Source organism: Rhodococcus koreensis (assembly GCF_017068375.1).
GTDB lineage: Bacteria > Actinomycetota > Actinomycetes > Mycobacteriales > Mycobacteriaceae > Rhodococcus_F > Rhodococcus_F koreensis.
The window spans coordinates 2,585,407-2,606,307 of the sequence record NZ_CP070609.1 but is presented as its reverse complement, the minus strand read 5'-3'; the positions used below and the strand labels follow the sequence as shown (position 1 = coordinate 2,606,307).

The 20,901-nt window shown below is 68.8% G+C and carries 15 protein-coding genes; 11 read left to right on the top strand and 4 right to left on the bottom strand.

Going from position 1 to position 20,901, the window contains the following annotated elements:
• The first annotated feature begins 92 nt into the window (after window positions 1-92).
• The gene (gene entS / locus JWS14_RS12095) at window positions 93-1,358 is read left to right on the top strand and encodes an enterobactin transporter EntS (protein ID WP_095862405.1); all 1,266 of its coding nucleotides are present in this window, start codon (window positions 93-95) and stop codon (window positions 1,356-1,358) included.
• A 16-nt stretch (window positions 1,359-1,374) separates the two neighbouring features.
• On the opposite strand, the gene JWS14_RS12090 is transcribed toward entS, so the two are convergent.
• From JWS14_RS12090 to JWS14_RS12080, 3 genes are all read right to left on the bottom strand, one after another.
• Window positions 1,375-2,439, bottom strand: a complete 1,065-nt coding sequence (locus JWS14_RS12090; protein WP_206013269.1) for an iron-siderophore ABC transporter substrate-binding protein — start codon at window positions 2,437-2,439, stop codon at window positions 1,375-1,377.
• Entirely contained in the window at window positions 2,436-9,530 is a 7,095-nt protein-coding gene (locus JWS14_RS12085; RefSeq protein WP_206013267.1) for an amino acid adenylation domain-containing protein, read from the bottom strand. The genes JWS14_RS12090 and JWS14_RS12085 overlap by 4 nt, the downstream gene beginning before the upstream one ends.
• A 115-nt stretch (window positions 9,531-9,645) precedes the next feature.
• Window positions 9,646-10,293 carry an isochorismatase family protein gene (locus tag JWS14_RS12080; protein WP_206013265.1) on the bottom strand — a complete coding sequence of 216 codons (648 nt, stop codon included), beginning with the start codon at window positions 10,291-10,293 and terminating at the stop codon, window positions 9,646-9,648.
• A gap of 224 nt (window positions 10,294-10,517) precedes the next feature.
• Between JWS14_RS12080 and JWS14_RS12075 the strand changes: the two genes are divergently transcribed.
• From JWS14_RS12075 to JWS14_RS12055, 5 genes are read left to right on the top strand one after another with little or no spacing between them, the layout of a single operon-like run.
• Complete coding sequence (locus JWS14_RS12075; RefSeq protein ID WP_072947777.1) at window positions 10,518-11,114, top strand: DUF4178 domain-containing protein; 597 nt, start codon at window positions 10,518-10,520, stop codon at window positions 11,112-11,114.
• Window positions 11,111-11,617, top strand: a complete 507-nt coding sequence (locus JWS14_RS12070; RefSeq protein WP_072947780.1) for a DUF2617 family protein — start codon at window positions 11,111-11,113, stop codon at window positions 11,615-11,617. Before JWS14_RS12075 ends, JWS14_RS12070 begins: the two co-directional genes overlap by 4 nt.
• Window positions 11,605-12,027, top strand: coding sequence for a DUF4247 domain-containing protein (locus JWS14_RS12065; protein ID WP_206013264.1), 423 nt, complete (start codon window positions 11,605-11,607; stop codon window positions 12,025-12,027). Before JWS14_RS12070 ends, JWS14_RS12065 begins: the two co-directional genes overlap by 13 nt.
• A 28-nt stretch (window positions 12,028-12,055) precedes the next feature.
• Window positions 12,056-12,526, top strand: coding sequence for a DUF350 domain-containing protein (locus JWS14_RS12060; protein ID WP_072947786.1), 471 nt, complete (start codon window positions 12,056-12,058; stop codon window positions 12,524-12,526).
• 4 nt (window positions 12,527-12,530) lie between these two features.
• A complete protein-coding gene (locus JWS14_RS12055) occupies window positions 12,531-14,102 on the top strand; it encodes a polyamine aminopropyltransferase (RefSeq protein WP_206013262.1) in 1,572 nt (523 codons plus the stop codon).
• 117 nt (window positions 14,103-14,219) lie between these two features.
• On the opposite strand, the gene JWS14_RS12050 is transcribed toward JWS14_RS12055, so the two are convergent.
• Window positions 14,220-15,893, bottom strand: coding sequence for a transposase (locus tag JWS14_RS12050; RefSeq protein ID WP_420855112.1), 1,674 nt, complete (start codon window positions 15,891-15,893; stop codon window positions 14,220-14,222).
• Window positions 15,894-16,075: 182 nt separating this feature from the next.
• Here JWS14_RS12050 and JWS14_RS12045 point away from each other — a divergent pair, with 182 nt between their 5' ends.
• The 5 genes from JWS14_RS12045 (at window position 16,076) to JWS14_RS12025 (ending at window position 20,798) form a co-directional block, all read left to right on the top strand.
• Entirely contained in the window at window positions 16,076-16,630 is a 555-nt protein-coding gene (locus JWS14_RS12045; RefSeq protein ID WP_072947791.1) for a MarR family winged helix-turn-helix transcriptional regulator, read from the top strand.
• A 98-nt stretch (window positions 16,631-16,728) separates the two neighbouring features.
• A complete protein-coding gene (locus JWS14_RS12040; protein WP_206013258.1) occupies window positions 16,729-17,928 on the top strand; it encodes a homogentisate 1,2-dioxygenase in 1,200 nt (399 codons plus the stop codon).
• Complete coding sequence (locus tag JWS14_RS12035) at window positions 17,925-18,794, top strand: hypothetical protein (protein ID WP_206015987.1); 870 nt, start codon at window positions 17,925-17,927, stop codon at window positions 18,792-18,794. Before JWS14_RS12040 ends, JWS14_RS12035 begins: the two co-directional genes overlap by 4 nt.
• Window positions 18,791-19,972, top strand: coding sequence for a fumarylacetoacetase (fahA, locus tag JWS14_RS12030; RefSeq protein ID WP_206013256.1), 1,182 nt, complete (start codon window positions 18,791-18,793; stop codon window positions 19,970-19,972). Before JWS14_RS12035 ends, fahA begins: the two co-directional genes overlap by 4 nt.
• A gap of 43 nt (window positions 19,973-20,015) precedes the next feature.
• On the top strand, window positions 20,016-20,798 hold the full coding sequence (locus JWS14_RS12025) for an enoyl-CoA hydratase (RefSeq protein WP_095862411.1): 783 nt from the start codon (window positions 20,016-20,018) through the stop codon (window positions 20,796-20,798).
• Window positions 20,799-20,901: the final 103 nt, after the last annotated feature.

The following is a 20,901-nucleotide window of genomic DNA, read 5'->3' as shown; positions in this document are numbered from 1 at the left end:
TAGGTTGCTGGGTTAGTGAAGCCTAAGCATAGTTGCTCTCCGCGCGAACGGCGAAACGGAGAGCTGTTGCAACCGAATGTGAATGGATGACAATGGCTGGATTATCGCGATACGCAATCGACTTGACGCCTCTCCGGACGAGTCGCGAGTTCCGATACATCTTCATCGCCCGCACGATCTCCATCTTCGGTCTGGGCCTGCTGCTGGTGGCGGTGCCGCTGCAGGTGTACGACATGACGAATTCCACACTGGCAGTGGGCGCGGCGAGCATCGTCGTGGGCTCCTCGGTGTTCATCGGCACCCTGTTCGGCGGCGTGATCGCCGACCGGTACGACCGCAGGCCGGTCATCTCGCTTGCACGGGCCACAGCAGGGGTTGCCTTCGCTATTCTCGCGGTCAACGCGTTCCTGCCCACGCCCCAGTTGTGGATCATCTACCTGTGCGGCGTGATCGAGGGCCTCGCAGGCGGCATCTCCGCGACCGCGTTGATGGCGGTGATCCCGTCGCTGCTGCCCAAGGACAAGATGGCCGCCGCAGGTGCTCTGATGACCGTGATGGCCGATCTCGGGACGGTCGCGTCACCCGCCATCGGCGGTGTGATCATCGCGGCGACGTCCGTGGGCACCAACTACGTTCTCGCCGCAGTGTCCTCGGGGATCACCGCGTACTGCATCGCCAGGCTGCCGTCGCTGCCGCCGCCGGTCAAGAACACCGAGAGTCCGCTGCGGTCGATCGCCAGCGGTTTCACCTACGCCGCCAAGGACTCCGTGGTCGGCGGGACGCTGCTGGTCGGCTTCTGCGCGATGATGCTGACCGGCTGGAACGTGCTGCTGCCCGCCTACGCGAGCCAGGTGCTGCACGCCGGGCCGGCCGCCACCGGACTGCTCTACAGTGCTCCCGCCGTCGGCGCCCTCACCGGATCACTCACGAGCGGCTGGACGGGAACCGCGCGGCGCGGGGGCCTGATCGTGTTCCTCGCGGCCATGATCGCGTCGGCCGGGCTGATCGGCGTCGGCGCCGTCCCGATGATCGCAGTCACGTTCCTCGGTCTCGCCGCGCACGGTTTCGGGCGCGTGCTCGGCGACATCCTCCGGTACGCGGTCATCCAGACCGAGACGCCCGAGGAGTACCGCGGACGCGTCGCCGGTGTGTGGGGCGCCCAGATCTCCACCGGCTCGGCTGCCGGAGCGCTCGTCGCGGGCGCCGTCGGCGCCGCGGTGGGCCCGCGGGAGGCGTTCCTCCTCTACGGAACCGGCGGCATCGTGGTGCTGGCGGTTCTCGCGGTGGCGTTGAAGGGACTGCGCACCTACAGCAGTGCCGCTGCCGAAGAGGACGACCTCTCGGCAGCGGCACAGTGACGCGCTCAGGTGGGAACTAGCTGGCCTGAGCGTTGTTCGCGGCCTGCGACAGCTGCGGGAGCAGCTTGTCGAGCAGCCACGGCACGCTGAGCACGTTCGGCGAGCTCGACGCGAACACCAGCGGCGGATCGGTCAGACCCACATAGGCGTTGTCGCGCACGGCCTTTACCCCGGCGAACAGCGGATTCGACTGGACCTCGCTCTGCAGTTCGGGCGAGAGGTACCAGGCGAGCAGCACATCCGGGTTGTACGTCGGCAGCAGTTCCATGCTGACCGGAGCGGCGAACTTGGTCTGGTCACTGCTCTCACGCAACTTCTGGGCAAGCGGGTCGACCGTGAATCCGAGGCTTGCCAGCATCTTCAGGCGAGGATCGGTGTCGAAGTAGAAGTTGTACGATCCCGGCTCGGTGCCGCTGCCGAAGGCCACCGTCTTGCCTGTGAACTCGGGGTGCTGCGACTTCGCCTGCGCCAGGGTGTCCTGCGTCTGCGTCACCAGCGCCTCGGCCTGCGCCGACCGGCCGAGGGCCTTGCCGACCGTGGTGATCTGGTCTTCCCAGCTGGTCGCCCAGCGACGCTCCGGGTACGCCACGGTGGGGGCGATCGCCGACAGCTTGTCGAACTGCTCCTGGTTCACACCGGAGTGCACGGCCAGGATCACGTCGGGGTCGAGTGCCGCGATCTGCTCGTACGGCATCTCCTTGCTCGACGCCGTCAGCAACGCGGGTTCCGCGTTCGGGTCGAGCTCTTCGAGCTTCGCACGCGACCACGGCAGCAGGCCGTCGTCGGTTCCGGTGTCCGACTTCATGTTCTGCACGGCGACGGGCACGACGCCGAGCGACAGTGCCGCGTCCTCGCTGCCCCAGCCGAGCGTGACGACGCGTTCCGGTGCCTCCGGGATCTCGGCGGTGCCGAGCGCCGACGGAATCGACACGGGAAAGGCCGACGCGTCGGCCTGTCCGGTGGCGGATCCCGCCGCGTCGGTCGAGTCGGACGTCGACTCGCTGCAGGCACCCGCGAACAGCGCGGTTGCCGCCATCATCACGATTCCGGCTCTACGCCAGTATCTTCCGGACGTTTTCATCGATCTCCCTGTTCTTTGTTGATGGGGTTCATGGGCGAGCCGAACGAGGCGAGCGCCTCGTTCACGACGGAACCGACTTCGCCGATCCACCGCGGCTGAGTCATGTCCTTGTGCTCGCAGTCGAGGTCGTGGTTGACGATGGTCCCGGTCAGGTAGGGCCGCCACAAGTCGTACGTCGCCGCGGTCGCAGGATTCCTGGCCGCGGTGAAGAAGAGCATGTCGGAGTCCACGACGATCTGTGAGGGTTCGGATTCGAGGCGCACGGCGTTCGCGAAGTTGTCGATCATCGCGGCCGGTGTGTGCTCGTTGATCCCGGCGAGGGCACTGCCCTCGCCGCGCAGGATGTCGATCACCTGTTGCCGGTCGAGTCCACCGCCGCGGTGCGGCTCGGTGTCGGAGGCGAGGAGCGGTTCGGGGTCGTAGCCGACCATGTAGAGCAGCGCGGCGAGCGCGTCCTGCTCCGTCGGCATCGACGCCCACGCGTCCGACGGGAAGGAGTCGAGCATGACGAGCATGCCGAGTTTCTCGCCCTGATCCTGCAGTGCGCCCGCGATGGCGTGCGCGACGACGCCGCCCAGCGACCATCCGAGGAGGTGGTACGGGCCCGTCGGCTGCACGGTCCGCATGTGCTCGATGTATTCGGCGGCCATGTCCTCGAGCGTTTCCGGCGGCCGCTTGGACGTCGACAGGTTGGAGGCCTGCACGCCGTACAGCGGGTAGTCGTCGTCGATGTGCCGCAGCAGGCCTGAATAGCCCCAGCTGATTCCGCCGGCGGGGTGGAAGCAGAACACCGGCGCCTTGGATCCCTCGGTGCGGAACGGAAGCAGGACGGCGAGTGCGTCGGCGTCGTGATCGTCGTCGAGACGGCCCGCCAGCTGGGCCACGCTCGGCGCCGCGAACAGCGATGCCACCGTCGCGGTGACGGACAGCCGCTTCGAGATCGCGCTCATCAACCCGGCCGCCATCAGCGAGTGGCCACCGAGGTCGAAGAAGCTGTCGTCGATGCCGACCCGCTCGATGCCGAGGGCCTCCGCGAACAATTGGCACAGCACCTCTTCGCGGGCCGTGCGCGGCCCCCGCTCGGACACCTGCAGGGACAGGTGCGGAACGGGGAGCGAAGACTGGTCCAGCTTGCCGTTCGGCAGGGTGGGGAACTCGTCGACGGCGATGAACGCCGCCGGGATCATGTAGTCCGGCAACCGGCTGGCGGCGCGGCGGTGCAACTGGTCGGGGTCGATCCGGCCACCCGGCACCGACGTGGCGTACGCGACCAGCCGCTGATCACCGGGCCGGTCCTCGCGGACCACGACGACGATGTGCTCGACGTCCGGGTCACCGGCCAGCACGGCCTCGATCTCGTTGAGTTCGATGCGGAATCCGCGCACCTTGACCTGCGAGTCGGCCCGGCCGGTGAAGTAGATCTGACCGTCCCGGCCCCACCACACCACATCCGACGTCCGGTACATGCGGCTGCCCGGCTCCGCGAACGGGTCGGCGATGAACCGTTCCGCCGTCTTGGGGCTCTGGTTGCGGTATCCGCGGGTGACGCTGTCGCCCGCGAGATACAGCTCGCCGGACACGCCCGGGGGTACCGGCCGGAGCGCGTGGTCCAGGACGTAGGCGTGCTTGCCCGGATCGACGACGCCGATGGGGACGGGACCTTCGTGTCCCGGTTCGACGAGGGCGAGGGTGGCGTTGACCGTGCACTCGGTGGGTCCGTACGCGTTGAACAGCCGGCGGCCGGGTGCGTACCGCTCGATCAGCTGCGGGGTGAGCTTCTCGGCGCCGAGCATCAGGTCGACGCCCTCCGGGATGGGATGCTCCGGCGGGAACGCGGCGGCGAAAGACGGTGGCACACCGACGAAGTTCACGTCGTATTCGTTGATGACCCGGGCGAGGGGCTCGCCGGGGATGCGGTCGGCGTCCGTCGCGACCACCAGCGTCCCGCCCGAGAGCACCCCCCACATGATCTGCCAGAACGCGAGGTCGAAGCTGATGGACGAGAAGTGCAGCGCACGCGTGGTGTGGTCCATGCCGATCACGTCCGACTGCAGCGACAGCAGGTCCGCGATGCCGAGGTGGGGGACGACCACGCCCTTGGGAACTCCCGTGGACCCGGACGTGTAGATGAGATACGCGGCGTCGTCGAGTTGCAGCGGCCTGGTGCGGTCGGCGTCCGTGGGGGTGCCGACCGGCTGGGTGTCGAGCAGCGCCTGCAGGTCCGGATCGTCCAGGTCGAGAACGGGCACGGCGGTGCCCAGCGGCGTGCGGTCGGGCACACCGACGGACGAGGTGAGAATCGCGATCGGGGCGCCGTCGGCGAGCATGTGCGCGATCCGGTCGGCCGGGTACCTGGGGTCGACGGGAAGATATGCGGCACCGCTCTTCAGCACGGCGAGGACACTGATGATCAGCTCGGCGGATCGGTCGAGGGCGAGCGCGACCACGTCGCCGGGGCCTGCGCCCCGCGAGATCAGCAGGTGGGCAAAGCGGTTCGCGCGTTCGTCCAGCTGCCGGTAGGTGAGCGAGACGGCGGGCCGCACGCTCGATCCGACGACGAGGGCCTCGGCGTCGGGGGTGCGGGCCACCTGCTCCGAGAAGTACTCGTCGAACGTGCGGGCGGGAATGGAGTGCTCCGAGTGCGACCATTCGCCGAGCACCCGCTCCCGCTCCTGCGGGGTCAGGACGTCGAGCAAACCGATCCGCTGCTCGTGATTCGCGACGAGGCGCTCGATCACCACGGCGAGTCGGTCGGCGAGGGATTCGACCGTTGCGACGTCGAAGAGTTCGGTGGAGTACTCGAACGTGACGTCGACGCCGCCGCTCTCCGGACGTTCCTGGAAGCGGAGCGCCAGATCGAATTTCGCGGACGTCGCGTCGAGCATCCGCACGGCCGCGGTCGTTCCGTCGAATTGCTCCGCCGCGGCGTCCTGCTTCCAGTGCGAGAGCATCACCTGGAACAGGGGGTGGCGGGCCGACGACCGTGGGGGATTGACCAGTTCCACGATGCGGTTGAACGGTACGTCGGCGTGGTCGACGGCGTCGAGGTCGACAGCCCGGACCCGGTCCAGCAACTGGTCGAACGTCGGGTCGCCCGAGACGTCGGTCCGCAGCACCACTGTGTTGATGAAGCAGCCCACCATCGCGTCGAGGTCGGGGTGACTACGACCCGCGACGGGCACCCCGAGGGCGATGTCCTCCCCGGCGCCGAGCCTTTCGAGGAGTACGGCCACCGCGGCATGGACGATCATGAAGAAGCTCGCGCGCCGCTCGGCGGCCAGCGCATCGACGGCCGCGTGCAGCGACGGCGGCAGCGTGCGGTGCACGCTCGCGCCGCGATTGGTGGGCAGGGCAGGTCTCGGGCGGTCGGTGCGCCAGCCCAGTTCGAGCGGCAGCCCGGCGAGTTGCTCACGCCAGTAGTCGAGCTGGCCGGTCAGCAGCGGGGTCGCGTCGTCGCCGGCGCCGATGCGTCCGCGCTGCCACACGGCGACGTCCGGGTACTGCAGCGGCAGCGGCGTGAACTCCGGTGCCCGTCCGGCGCGGCGGGCGTTGTACGCGAACGCGAGATCGTCCAGCAGCTTCGACTGCGACCATTCGTCGCCGATGATGTGGTGCATCAACAGGACCAGCGTGTGCTGCGGTTCGTACAGCACCGCGCGCAGCGGCGGCTGGTCGGTGAGTCCGAGCCCCACCGTCGTCATCGCCGCGATGTGCCCCTCGATGTTGCCGACGTTGTCGACGCGTTCGAGCCGGACCTTCGCGTGTGCCGCGGGAAGCACGACCTGGTGGGGCATGGAGTCGACGAGGGGGAACACCGTCCGCAACGACTGATGCCGGGTCACGACGTCCGCGAGCGCCGCGGACAGCGCATCCGGTTCGAGGCCGTCCCCGAAATCGACCGCCAGTGCAAGCAGGTACGTTCCGCCACCGGCCGCGCTGTCGAGGAACCACAGGCGTTCCTGCGCGGGTGACAACGGCACCGGCGTGCCCTCGGGGAGGTCCCGCGGGGACGGCCTGCTCGCCTGCACCTGCTCGCCGGCGTCCTCCAGCTGCGCGGCCACCGTGGCCACGGTCGGGTTCTCGAAGACCGCCGCGACCCGCAGCGGCACACCGAGTTCCGCGGTGATCGCGGATACGAGGGCGGCGGCGAGGAGGGAGTTTCCGCCGAGCGCGAAGAAGTCGTCGTGGACGCCGACCTGCTCGGCGCCGAGGATCGACGTGAACAGCGGGAGAATCCGGGCTTCGGTGTCGGTCCGCGGTGTGTCGCCGGACTGTCCGAGCCAACGAGGGGCGGGCAGCGCGTCCTTGTCGACCTTGCCGTTGTGGGTCAACGGCAACCGGTCGAGCAGCACCAGCGCGGACGGCGTCATGTACCCGGGCAGCGTGCGGACGAGGTGTGCCCGCACGTCCTCCTCGACCGTGTCGGGCGTGCTGCCCGGCCGGGGAACGACGTATCCGACGATCCGCTGGTCGCCGCCGGCCTGCTCGTGCACCGTCGCGACCGCCGCCTGCACGTCGGGAACCGCGGTCATCGCGGCGGTGATCTCGCCGAGTTCGACACGGTAGCCGCGTAATTGGATCTGGTCGTCGATCCGGCCGTGGTAGTGGAGGGCACCGGTCGCGTCGTACCGGGCGAGATCGCCGGTCCGGTACATGCGCGTCCCACTGGAGGCGAACGGGTCGGCGACGAACCGCGCCGACGTCAGGTCGGGACGCCCGAGGTAGCCGGGGGACAGTCCGGGCCCGGAGACGTAGATTTCGCCGGTGATGCCGGGCGGCACCGGGCGCAGTCCCGGCCCGAGAACGTAGGTGCACAGGTCGCCGAGCGGCGCCCCGATGTCCACGACGTCGGCGCCGGTGACCTTCGTGGCGGTGACGTGGACGGTGGTCTCGGTGATGCCGTACATGTTGATCAGGGTCGTTTCCGCACCCGGACCCGAGGCGGTGAACCAGGCGCGCAGGACGGCCGGATCGAGGGCCTCACCGCCGAACACGACGTACCGAAGCCGCAGCCGGTCGAACGAGTCCGCGCGGACGAGAGCGTCGACGAGATGCCCGAACGCGGACGGCGTCTGGTTCAGGACGGTGACACCCTCGTCGACGAGAAGGGCGGCGAGGTCGGCCGGTGACGTGAGGGTGGTCTCGTCGACCGTGACGATGCGGCCGCCGTGCAGCAGTGCACCCCAGATCTCCCACACGGAGAAATCGAACGCATACGAATGCAGCAGCGGCCAGCAGTCGTCCTCGGTGAACGTGAACCATTCCCGGGACACCTCGAACAGGCGCATCACGTTGCGGTGCGGAATCGGAACGCCCTTGGGCACACCGGTGGATCCGGATGTATAGATGATGTACGCGATGTCGTCGGCGCGCACCGGGTTTTCGAGTTCCCCGACGCCGGATTGCGGCGCGCCCTCCTCGACGCGGGGGAGGTCGCCGAGCAGATCGGCGGATCCGATTCCCAGCGTCGGCTGCGCGTCCCGCAGGATGAACCGGGCCCGTTCGGCCGGGGAGGACGGATCGATCGGCAGGTAGGTCGCGCCGCTGCGGAGAATCGCGAGGACGGCGACGATCAGATCGGTGCCGCGGGGGAGGCTGACGGCCACGACCGTGCCGCGTCCGGCACCGGCCGACCTCAGCCGGCGCGCCAGGGCGGCGCTGCGCTCCGAGAGTTCCCGGTATGTCAGGTCGTTCACCGCGACCCGGTCCGGGTGGGTGCGCACCTGCGCGAGGACGGCGGAGACGATGCTGTCGGGAAGTGCCGCTGCCGTGCCGGTCCGGTCGAGTCCGGCCGCCGACCGCCACAAGTGCAGTTCGTCCGGGGCGCAGACGTCCACGACCGCGACGGGTTCCGTTGCCACGGAGATGCTTCGGAGGTAGTGCGCGAAGCGGTGTGCGTGGTTCCGGATCTCGACGTCCGTGTAGACCTCGGGGTTTCCGGCCCATTCGAGCGTGAGTTCGTCGCCGGCGCCGGAGACGGAGATCACCACGTCCTCCACCGGACCGGTGGCCAGTTGGTGCACCGACCCGGAGGTGGGGCCGAAAGCGATTCTGGCGGCGAACGGTTTGACGTTCACCACCGCTCCGCCGGTGACGCGGCTCCCGGCGTCCCGGACGCGCTGGAACGGCCGGGTGTCGGACAGTGCCGCGGCCACCCGGCCGGTCACGTCGGCGAACGTCGGTCGTGCGTGGAGGGGAATGCGGAGCGGCACGATGTTCGTGGCCGTCACGGGCGACGCCAGCTCGATTCCGTTGCGGGCCAGCACCGGAATGTGGAGCGTCACCTCCTCGGCGCCGGTGTGGGAGCCCAGGTACGCGGCGGCGGCCGCGTACACCGCCTCCGCCCACGTGGTCGCCTGCGTGGCGGCCGCGGCGCGCAGGCTCTGAGCGACGTCGGGGTCGATCGCGATCGTGTGCCGATGCGGATCGGGCACGGGTCTGCGTACCGTGTCACTGAATCCGACCGGACGCGAGGCGGCAGGCGGCGCGCCCTCGGGGGTCGCGGCGTCGAACTCGTGTGCCGCCCGGACGTGCTCGCGCAGCGGCGGGAACTTCGCCGGTCGGGGTTCGGTGCCCGCGAGCCGGGCCGTGTACAGCGCCGCGACACGGCGGGTGAGCAGTGAATACCCGTACGCGTCCAGCAATGCGTGCGGGGCGCGAAGGTACCAGATTGCACCGGATTCGGCTGTGATCAGTGCCGTGCGCACGAGGGGAGCGGTGTCGAAGTCGAGTGGTCGGCGCACGTCCTCGCGCATCCACTCCACCGCCGCGGCCCGGTCGAGATCGACGCACTCGAGTTCGGGCGCGTGATGTCGATCGTGCACCTGGATCACGTCGGCCGAATCGGCGTCGGGCTCGGCAACGAAGCGGGTCGAGAGCACCTCGGCCTCCGCGATCACCGTGCGTATCGCCGCGGCGAGAGCGTCGAGGTCGACAGGGGCCGCGACCTCCACGTATTCGGCCGTCATGAACGCCGACCGGGTCGGGTCCAGTTGGTGCCCGGCCCACAGTTCGCGCTGGGCGGCGGTCAAGCTGACGTCGGTGTCCGCCCCGGTCTGCAGGGTGGACGGCGACGATATCGAAAGGGACATCTAACAGGCGCTCCTGATGCTTTCGGCTTTCGGGCTTGGGGCTTTCGGGCTTTCAGCTGCTCGGCGTGTCAGGTTAGCCTAACCACATAAGCTGTGGTGATCCGACTGCCGAGCCTCAGCCGACTTCGAGCGGGGAGAGTGCGGTTACCAGCGCATCCGTGGTGGTCACCGAACCGCAGCGCTTCGCGGCATACGTGAGCGCCATGAGGTGCTCGTCACGGCTGAAATCCGCAGTCGCGTCGGACACCAGGAACGGCTGGACGTCCGCCATGAACGCCTCGGCGGCACTCAGCATGCAGCCCATGTGCGCGTAGACGCCCGTCACGATCAGCTGGTCGCGGCCGTGATGGCCGAGCAGCTGCCGGAGGTCGGTGCGCTGGAAGGCCGAATACCGCCATTTGGTCACCTGGATGTCACCGTCGCGGGGGGCGAGCGGCTCGACCACCTCGGTGTCACGACCCGACGTCAATCCCGGGCCCCAGAAGTCGGCGAGGATTCCGCGACGCGACGGGTGCTGGTCACCGGGCTGCATCGTGTAGATCACGGGAATCCCGGCTTCCGAGCAGAGTTCGCGGATCCGGACCATGTTGGCCATCGCGGTCGACATGGGCTCGGCACGTACGTCGTACGCGTCGATGAAGTAGTTCTGCATGTCGTGGACCAGCAGTGCGGAGCGCCGGGGGTCGAGGCGCCAGGTCACCTTCGATTCGGGGACCTCGTGGATCTCCGGGATCGTGTAGGTCGAAATGGGTGGGATGGCCATATGGTTCCTCACTGTCGGTTCTGTCGATTTCTGGGCGTATGCCGCGCGAATCTCGGTGAACGACAGCGCTCCGCCCCACCACTCGCGCATTCGGTTAGGTTAGCCTTTGCAACCTGGCTTCTGCAATCGCCAGGTGTGCGGGTGTCCGGCGCACAGTAAGGTGACTGACCGGTGGGGGCCGGGCACTGGCCTCCCGCGCCGGATCCGCCGACCAGGAGAGATCGTTGACCAAGCTGCTGTTACTGCTGCTGATCGTTGTCGTGATCGTGGGCATCGTGCTGATCCTGCGGAATCGGTCCGGAAAGAACACGGCGCCTGCTGCCAGGGTCGATCCGCTCGCCGACTACCCGGAGGTCTACGACCCGTACAAGATCGGAGTCGGCGACATCATCACGTACGCCGGAATCGATCACGTCGTGCGCGGGACCATCACCCTCGACGAAGAGGGATACATCTGGCACGAACACCTCCTCGACGGGTCGACCGGCCAGCGATGGCTCACCGTCGAGAACGACGAGGGCAACCTCGACATGACGCTGTGGATGCGCCGCGAGGGCACGGGCCTCGAACCGGGCGGTGACGTGATCCTCGACGACGTCGTGCACCGGCAGATCGAGCGCGGCACCGCCTCGTTCACGGCGGAAGGCACCACCGGGACCGCACCCCAGGGCATCGTCGACTACGCCGACTACGCGACCGCTGACAAGACCGGCCTGCTGTCCTTCGAGCGCTGGGCGCGGACGCAGTCGTGGGAGGTCTCCACGGGCCGCGCCGTCACCCGGGGTGAGCTCACCGTGATCCATTCCGGTCCGCCGCAGTGACACTGCACGTCCTCGACATCGAATCCCGGGATGTGACGGCCGAGGCGCTCGGTCTCGTCGTGAACGCCGAAACGCCGCTTCCGCTGGCCGAACTCACCATCACCTACGGTGACGAGCGGGTGACCCTCGGCGTGCTCGGGGCGTCGCACGCGGTGACGGCGTCCGCGGCGGGCAGCCGGATCACCGAGCAGGTGTCGTGCGACGCGATCCGGGCAGGCGGCAGACCGCTCCCGGTGTCCGACAGCGCGGGCGGGTACCGATTCGACTCGACCACCGACATCGTCGACCGCGCCCGCCTCGAGCAGACCGCCGACTGGCTGCGGCGGCAGGCCACCGAGGTGGAGGGGTGGATCTGCGGGGCGTTTCCCGGAGATCACACCGCGCTGACCGCGCTCACGGCGACGCGTGAGCATTCCGGCGGATGGGCCTGGCAGACCTGGCATCTGTATCCGGTAGACAAGGGTGGGGTGATCGTGAAAACGCGAAGCAGGTGGCTGCCGTGAGCAGGTTCGGGACACGCGTGCGGCTCGCCCCGATGCTGCTCCTGGTGCTGGCCGCGACCGCGTGCGGCGGCGGGGTGCGCGACTACATCGCCGACACGTACGCCCTGCAGAACACCGCGGGCGACGCGAAGACGTACACGTCGAAAGACCCGGTGGGTACCACCGTCTCGTCGATCGTCGCGGAGGAGCCCCCGGCGGCTCGGAAGGCGGACGGCGGCAGCGAATACCTGCGCTACGACGACGACATCGTCACGGTCAGCGCCGCGCCGGGCGGCGGCAGCCTCGTGCGCGTCGAAGACATCGACGGACGCTACCGAAGCGGCGGGTTCGCCTATCTGGGGCCCGGTTTCAACCCCGGCTCACCGGCGGGCGGCGCCGGCGGCAGCGGCGGATCCGGCAGCGCGAAATGACAGAGACCACTCGACTCGGGAGAAGCGCGTGAATACCACCTACACGGCGGCAGCAACGGAAATCGGCAGCGTCGACGTCGGACTGCTCGCCGTCGGCATGCTCGGCACCCTGGCGTACTTCGTCATCGGCATCGCCGTCCTCGGCGTCGGCTTCGCCGTCCTCGACCTCGCCACCCCCGGCAATCTCCGGCACCAGGTGTACGTCGACAAGAACCCCAACGCGGCAATCCTCCTGGCGTCGAACCACCTTGCCCTCGCCGTCGTCGTGGTCACCGCGATCCTCACCAGTTCCGACGGATTCGCACAGGGACTCGCCGACTCCGCGGTCTACGGCCTCTTCGGGGTACTGCTGCAGGTCATCGCGCTGCGACTGATGAATGTGCTGCTGCCCGGCCAGTTGGTCGGACTGGTCGGGAACCCGCAGATGTGCGGTGCCGCCTGGGCGGTCGGTGCGAGCCTCTTCGCCATCGGCCTCGTGAACGCCGCCGCACTCACCTGATCTCGTGACGACCACAGCGGCAGAGCCGAATTCCTCCACCACCCGCGCTCTCAGTGGACGGTCCAGGGCGTTCCTGCTCGCCGCTGTGGCCGCGTGCGCCGCGTGCGGGTTGATCTACGAACTGGCCCTGCTGACGCTGTCGGTCAGCCTGACCGGCGGCGGGATCACCCAGACGTCGCTGATCGTCGCGGGTTTCGTGGCCGCACTCGGGGTCGGTGCCCTCGCCGCCAAACCGCTGCTGTCCACCGCGGCCGCGTCGTTCGTGGTCGTCGAGATCGTTCTCGGACTCGTCGGCGGGTTCAGCGCGGTGACCCTGTACGTGACGTTCACGTTCTTCGGTTCCAGCGCAATCATTCTGGTGCTCGCCACCGCGCTGATCGGTGTGCTCGTGGGCGCCGAGGTGCCGTTGCTGATGACGCTGCTGCAGTCGGGCCGCAGCGACACCGGCGCCGAGAGCACCGGAAAGGTGCTGGCAAACCTGAACGCCGCCGACTATGCGGGCGCCCTGGTCGGCGGCCTGCTGTGGCCGTTCGTCCTGCTGCCCGTCGCCGGGATGATCCGCGGCGCCGCGATCACCGGCATCATCAATCTCGTCGCCGCCGCGGTCGTGGCGCTGATCCTGCTGCGCTGGCAGCTGAGCCTGCGCACCCGGCTCCTCGCCGTCGTGGCGCTGCTCGTTGCCGCCGCGTGCATCGCCGTGCTGCTGGTGCGCGCCGACGGCATCGAGACCACGTCCCGGCAACGCCTCTACACCGATCCCGTCGTCGCCGCGGAAAGGTCGCAGTACCAGGAGATCGTCGTCACCGAACGCGGCGGAGACGTGCGGCTCTTCCTCGACGGCGACCTCCAGTTCTCCAGCGTCGACGAACACCGGTACACCGAATCGCTCGTGTACCCCGCGATGGCGGACGACCCCAAACGGGTACTGATCCTCGGCGGTGGCGACGGCCTCGCAGCCCGAGAGGTCCTGCGACTGCCGGGGGTCGAGGAGATCGTGCAGGTGGAACTCGACCCGGCGGTCATCGAACTCGCGAACACGCGACTGTCCGGGCTGAACCAGGGTGCTCTGCGGGATCCGCGCGTGCACGTGGTCCTGGACGACGCGTTCCGGTGGCTGCGGGACGCACCCGACTCGGGATTCGACGCCGTCATCGTGGACCTCCCCGACCCCGACACCCCGGCGCTCGGCCGCCTGTACTCCACCGAGTTCTACGGTCTCGCCGCCGCGGCCCTGAACCCCGGCGGACTGATGGCCGTGCAGTCGGGCAGTCCCTACTCGACGCCCGACGCGTTCTGGCGCACCACGTCGACCGTCGCGTCGGCGGGCCTGGCCGTCACGCCGTACCACGTGCTGGTGCCGAGCTTCGGGGACTGGGGGTACGTCCTCGCCCGGCGCGGCCCCGAACCGCCAGCGCTGCGCCTGCCCCGCGACGTCCCCGAACTCCGCTTCCTCGACGAACCGACCCTCGCCGCGTCCGCGATCTTTCCGCGCGACCGTCCCCGCCGCGAACTCGAGCCCTCGACCCTCGACCGCCCGCGCATCGTCGACGACATGCGGAAGGGTTATGAGCGCTGACGCACCCGTGAGTACTTATTAACGTCGGGGGGGATGTTGCGGAATTGAGTGACGGTGGTGTGGCTGTGTTCGGCGCGTTGGGCGGGTGCCGGTGCGGGCGGGGGTGGCCCCGCCTGGTCAGGTGGTGGCCGGGAGGGTGTTTCCTGCGGTCAGGTGGGTGAGGATCTTGCCGATGTTGTGGACCGCGGCGTGGAAGGCCCATTCGCTGCGGGCCCGGTCGAGGCCGCGGCTGGTGAACCGGCGGAATCCGAGGTTGTGTTTGGCGTGCCCGAACACGGTTTCGGCGATGGGTGAGCGTTGGCGGTAGGTGGCGATGCCGGCCTCGGTGCGCAGTCGGTGGGTCATCGCTGCGATCGGATCGGCGTGTGGTGGTGGGGATCCGGTGACCGGGTTCTCGGCCGCCGCGGTTTCGAGGTCACGGGCTTTGCCGGTGGCGATCAACCGGTCCGGGCCCGGGGCGGTCAGATTCTCGCGGGAGCAGTAGCCGGCGTCGAAGAGCATCACCCCGATCAACTCCTCCGGAGCCGGAGCCGGAGCCGGGGCCGGAGCCGGAGCCGGAGCCGGGGCGGGGGCGGGGTTCGGGTTGGTGTGGCGGCGGGTGGTGTCGATCAGCTGCGCGGCCTTACCGGCCTTGTCGACCATCTCGGGGAAGTAGTCGTAGTCGGCGGGGCCGGTCCCGACCCCGGTGGCCAGGATCACCCCGTCCACGCTGGTGAAGGCCTGGCAGTTGTAGCCCTGCAGCCAGCCGCCGCCGCGTAGCGGCTGCAGCCGCGAGTCGGGGTCGGTGGTGTTGCGGCGACGCTGCCCGGCGGTGGCATCGCGTGCGGCCTGCTTGCGCAGGGCGGTGTCGAGTTCGGTGCGCCGCCGCCGGACCAGGTGGTGCTCGTCGACCGGTTTCGGGACGAACCCGCCCCGGGCCCCGGACGCGGTGCGCTCCTCGAATCGGTCGAGCACCGCCTGCTGGGCGGTGACCGCCGCGTCCAGCCGCCGGCGTGCGGCGGCGACCTCGGCCCCGACCGGGACCCGGCCCATCACCGTCTGGCCGGCGTCGAGCCGGGCCAGGTAGTGCCGCGACTTCCCGTCCCGCTCGGACTGCTCGGCCTGCTTGTCCGCGTCGAGCTGCGCCAACGCCTCCGCGATCCGCGCCGACCGGGTGCCCGGATCGGCCAACTCCGCCGGCACCTGGCCCGGGCCCGGATCGTCCTCGCCGTAGAGGTCGTCCTCGGCGTCATCGGTGGCCGCGTGCGCCGCCGCGGCGGCCGCGGCGATCCGCGCGGCCTCGGCGGCGGCGGCCTTGCGGAGCCCGGCCTCGGTGCGGTTGGCGTCCTTCGAGGCGTTCGAGGCGATCTTCACCCCGTCCAACGCGATCGTTTCGAGCCGCCCCAACCCCAGCGACGCCGCCAGGATCAGGACCTGCGTGAACAGGTCCTGACAGGCGGTGTGGTTGTCCTTGCGGAACCGGGAGATCGTCACGTGGTCGGGGGTGTCGCCGGCGCAGATCACCCGGTAGGACACCACCTCGGTGCAGGCCCGCTCGATCTGCCGGGAGGACCGCATCCCCCGCGACCACGCCCAGATCAGCAGGGTCACCAGCATGTCCGGGTCGTACCCGGCCCGGCCGGCGCCCCCGGTGCGACGAGAAGCGTGGAACGCCGAGGTGTCGAGATGGGAGTCGACGATCTCGATCACCGTCCACACCGGATGCGTGGGCGGCACCCACTCCCGCATGTCCGGCGGCAACAGGAACTGCTGATCACGATTCACCGGTCGATATCCCTTGGCCACCAACACATTATCCAGGAAACCCCAGGTCAGACCATGGTGACACGCGGACACCCCGACCCGGAATTTGCAACAGCCCCCGGGCGGTTAATAAGTACTCACGGGTGCGTCAGCGCAACTAGTTCATAGATATACTAAAAGCGGAGGTGGCGGGCGCTGGGCCTGCCACCGGCTCGCGATAGGGTTCCCCCATGACCGATGACGTAGCGCCGGTGCCTGTCGAGGTGCCCGAGAGCCTCGACTTCTGGTCGTTCATCGAACTGGCGAACAGGCGTCTGAGCACCGAATACGGTTCGACGCACGAACTCGCCACCCAGGTGCTCCTGACGTTGAACCGCGCGTCGAACGTGGTGACGTACGACCTGGAGTCGTCGATCCACCGACCGCGCGGGCTGTCGTGGTCGGCGTTCCGGTTGATGTTCGTGACGTGGCTGGCCGGGCCGGTCGAGTCGAAGACCGCCGCCAAGCTCACCGGCATGAGTCGAGCCGCCGTGTCGAATCTGACGAAAACGCTGGTCAGTGGGGGTCTGATGGAGCGGTCCCCGGACGAGCGGGACGGCCGGTCGGTCCAGTTGTCGCTCACGGAGAAGGGGCGCAGCGAGATCGGCGAGATCTACCGTGAGCAGAACGAGCGCGAGCATGCGTGGGCGAGCGTCCTCACCGAGCCGGAGCAGCGCATTCTCGTCATGCTGCTCGACAAGCTGATCACCAACCGCAGTCAGTTCGACGTCCGCGGCCGCAACTGACCCTGCTGCGCCTCCCGGAAAATCTGTGCTTGCCATCACGCCCCCAATTTAGTTAATGTGTTTACTACTACGGACACGCACTTCTAGGGAGGCCGGTCATGGCGTTCTATCGGCACGTGGGCAACATTCCGCCCAAGCGGCACACGCAGCACCGTGACGACAACGGTCAGCTCTACTTCGAGGAGTTGATGGGAGAAGAGGGCTTCTCCTCCGACTCCTCGCTGCTCTACCACCGCCACATCCCGTCGGCGATCGTCGACGCCACCGTGTGGGACCTGCCCGACCAGAGCACCACCCCCAATCACCCGCTCAAGCCGCGCCACCTGAAGTTGCACGACCTCTTCCCGGAGACGGTCTGGGCCGACACGGACGTGGTCACCGGACGCCGGCTGATCCTCGGCAACGCCGACGTCCGCATCTCCTACGTGGTCGCCGCCAAGGAATCGCCGCTGTACCGCAACGCGATCGGCGACGAGATGGTGTACGTCGAATCCGGGGCCGCCACCGTCGAAACCGTGTTCGGTGCGCTCGAGGCGAAGCAGGGCGACTACGTCCTGATTCCGATGTCGACCACGCACCGCTGGATCCCGCAGGGCCCGGAACCGTTGCGCGCCTACGCAATGGAGGCCAACAGCCACATCGTCCCGCCGAAGCGGTACCTGTCGCGGTTCGGTCAGCTGCTCGAGAACGCGCCCTACTGCGAGCGCGATCTGCACGGACCGTCCGACACGCTGCAGGCCGAGGGCACCGACGTCGAGGTGCTCGTCAAGCACCGGACGTCGCACGGGATCGTCGGCACGCGAATGGTGTACCCGCAGCATCCCTTCGACGTCGTGGGCTGGGACGGGTGCCTGTACCCGTACACGTTCAACATTTCCGACTACGAACCGATCACCGGGCGCGTGCACCAGCCGCCGCCGGCGCATCAGGCGTTCGAGGGCAACAACTTCGTCATCTGCAACTTCGTGCCCCGCAAGGTCGACTACCACCCGCTGTCGATTCCGGTGCCGTACTACCACTCGAACGTCGACTCCGACGAGATCATGTTCTACGTCGGCGGCGACTACGAGGCGCGCAAGGGTTCCGGCATCGGGCAGGGGTCCATCTCGATCCACCCCGGCGGCCACGCGCACGGACCGCAGCCGGGCGCGTACGAACGCAGCATCGGGGCCGAGTTCTTCGACGAACTCGCCGTCATGGTCGACACGTTCCGTCCGCTCGAACTCGGCGAGGGCGCACTGGCCTGCGAGGACTCGGGCTACGCGTGGACCTGGGCAGGACGGGGGCCGAAGCAGTGATCCCCGCTCTCTTCTCCGGTCTCTGCGACGACGCCGCCCTGTTTCCGCCCGGAAACGCGCCGCTACCCGACGCTCTGCCCGCGCACACCAGGCATCTGTCGGCGCCGTACGGGGATCTCGTCGGCCCCTTCGTGTTCCCCGTCGCCCGGCTGGACGAACTGACAGCCGGCGCGATCGAGTTGAGCCTGACACTGCCCGGTGGCCCGGCCACTCTCGAACCCGCACTCGACCGCCTCGCGCAGATCGACGGTGCCACCGCCGTCGCGCTCGAGATCGCGCCGCCCGCCGAACAGACGGCCGCGGAGTTCTTCGCCGCATTGGACGCCGCGGCAGACCTGACCTCCGGCTGTGAGGTGTTCGTCGAGGTTCCGCGCGGCGAGCGCCGGGCCGACTTCCTCGCCGCACTCGTCGGAGGCCCGTTCGCGGCGAAATTCCGCACGGGAGGCGTTGTCGCCGAGGCCTACCCGGACGAGAGCGAACTCGCGTCCGCTGTGCGCGCCGCCGTCACGACAGGTGTCCCGTTCAAGGCCACGGCCGGACTGCACCACGCCGTCCGCAACACCGATCCGCGCACCGGTTTCGAGCAGCACGGTTTCCTCAACGTGCTTCTCGCCACCCGGCACGCACTCGACGGCGCCGACACCGACCGGGTGGCCGCGACCCTCGCCGAACGTGACGGCACCCGGATCGCCCGCGAACTGAGCGACCTCCCCGCCGACGTCGTCGGCGCCGTCCGCACCGCCTTCCGATCCTTCGGCACGTGCAGCATCCTCGAGCCCCTCGAGGATCTCGTCGCACTGCACCTCGTGCCGTCGTCCGCCCTCTCCGATGAGCACGCTTCCGCCGATGAAGGAGCCCACGCATGACCGTCCTCGACATTCCCGCCGATTCGCTGTTCGGGTTGGAGAACCTGCCGTACGGTATGTTCTCGACCGCGGACTCGGCCCCCCGGGTCGGTGTGCGGGTGGGAGATTCCGTGGTGGATCTCGCCGTCACCCTGGGTGACGACGTCTTCGCGCAGCCCACCCTCAACGCGTTCATGGCGCAGGGCCCGGCCCGCTGGAGCGAGGTTCGCCGGCAGGTCACCGAACTCGTCCAGGGCGACGTCGCCGACACCGCGGTGTTCGCGGTTGAGGACGTGACGATGCACCTGCCGGTGGCCATCGCGGACTACGTCGACTTCTACGCGTCCGAGAATCACGCCACCAACCTCGGACGACTGTTCCGCCCTGACTCCGAGCCGCTGATGCCCAACTGGAAGCACCTGCCGGTCGGATACCACGGGCGGTCGAGCACCGTCATCGTGTCGGGCACCGATGTGGTCCGGCCGTGCGGGCAGCGCAAGGCCCCGAATCAGGACGCGCCCGACTTCGGGCCGTCCCGCCGCCTCGACATCGAGGCCGAGATGGGCTTCCTCGTCGGCGTCCCGACGAAGCTGGGGGAGACCATCACGCCGGATCGATTCGCGGACCACGTGTTCGGCGCGGTCGTCGTGAACGACTGGTCCGCCCGCGACATCCAGGCCTGGGAGTACGTTCCGCTCGGCCCGTTCCTCGGGAAGAGTTTCGCGACGTCCATCTCCCCGTGGGTGGTGCCGCTGGCGGCCCTCGAGGCGGCCCGCATCGACACCCCGACGCAGGATCCGCAGCCGCTGCCGTACCTGCGCGGCGAGGAGAAGTGGGGTCTGGACATCGACCTGGCCGTCGAGTGGAACGGGCACGTCGTGTCGCGGCCGCCGTACGCACAGATGTACTGGTCGCCGGCGCAGATGCTCGCGCACACCACCGTCAACGGCGCCGCCGCCAGCACGGGCGACCTGTTCGCATCGGGCACCATCTCCGGACCCGAGAAGGACCAGCGCGGAGCGTTCATCGAACTGACGTGGGGTGGTCAGGATCCGGTCGTCGTGGGGGACGAGAAGCGCACGTTCCTCGAGGACGGCGACGAGATCGCCATCTCCGCCACCGCACCGGGCCCCAACGGCACCCGCATCGGCTTCGGTGAGGTGCGGGCCCGCATTGCTCCACCCGTGAGTACTTCTTAACCGCGGGCGGTTAAGAAGTACTCACGGGTGGTAGGCAGTAGTCATGACCGAGAACTTCGTCGAGACCACTGCCTTGCCGGACACCGGCGTCGCGTTCCTCACCCTGAACCGCCCCGAACAGCGCAATCCGCTGTCGTCCGAAGCCATGCGGGACGTCACCGCAGCGCTTCGGAAGCTGGGCGACGACGACACCACCCGCGTCGTCGTCATCAGGGCTGCAGGACCGGTGTTCTCCGCGGGTCACGACCTGAAGGAGATGATCGGCCGCACCCTCGAGGACGAGCAGGCCATCTTCGACACCTGCGTCGAGATGATGCAGGCCGTGCAGGAGATTCCGCAGCCGGTCATCGCGTCCGTGCAGGGTGCGGCGGTCGCGGCGGGCTGTCAGCTCGCCGCGTCGTGCGACCTCGTGGTGGCGTCGTCGAACGCCGTGTTCGGGACACCCGGAGTGAAGATCGGCCTGTTCTGCTCCACCCCGATGGTGGCGCTCAGCCGCGCGATCGGACGCAAGCGCGCCCTGCAGATGCTGCTCACCGGCGAAACGATCGATGCCGAGACCGCGGCGGACTGGGGCCTGGTGAACCTGGTGGTCGCACCGGAGGACCTCGACGCGCAGACCCGGGCGCTCGCCGCGAAGATCACGAAGGCCAGCCCGCTCACCGTGAAGATCGGCAAGCAGGCGTTCTACCGCCAGATCGACCTTCCCCAGGGCGAGGCGTACCAGGCGATGGCCGAGACGATGGCGACCAACGCCGTCACCTGCGACGCCCAGGAGGGCATGCAGGCGTTCGTCGAGAAGCGCACCCCGCAGTGGCAGGGCAAATAGCCCTCCGCGACAGGCCCTGCCTGCATTGCGTGGTGTAGCGAACCGGCGAAAGATCAGGGGTGCAGTGGCTGCGGCCGCGGGCCGTCGGCGCCCGCCGACGGTG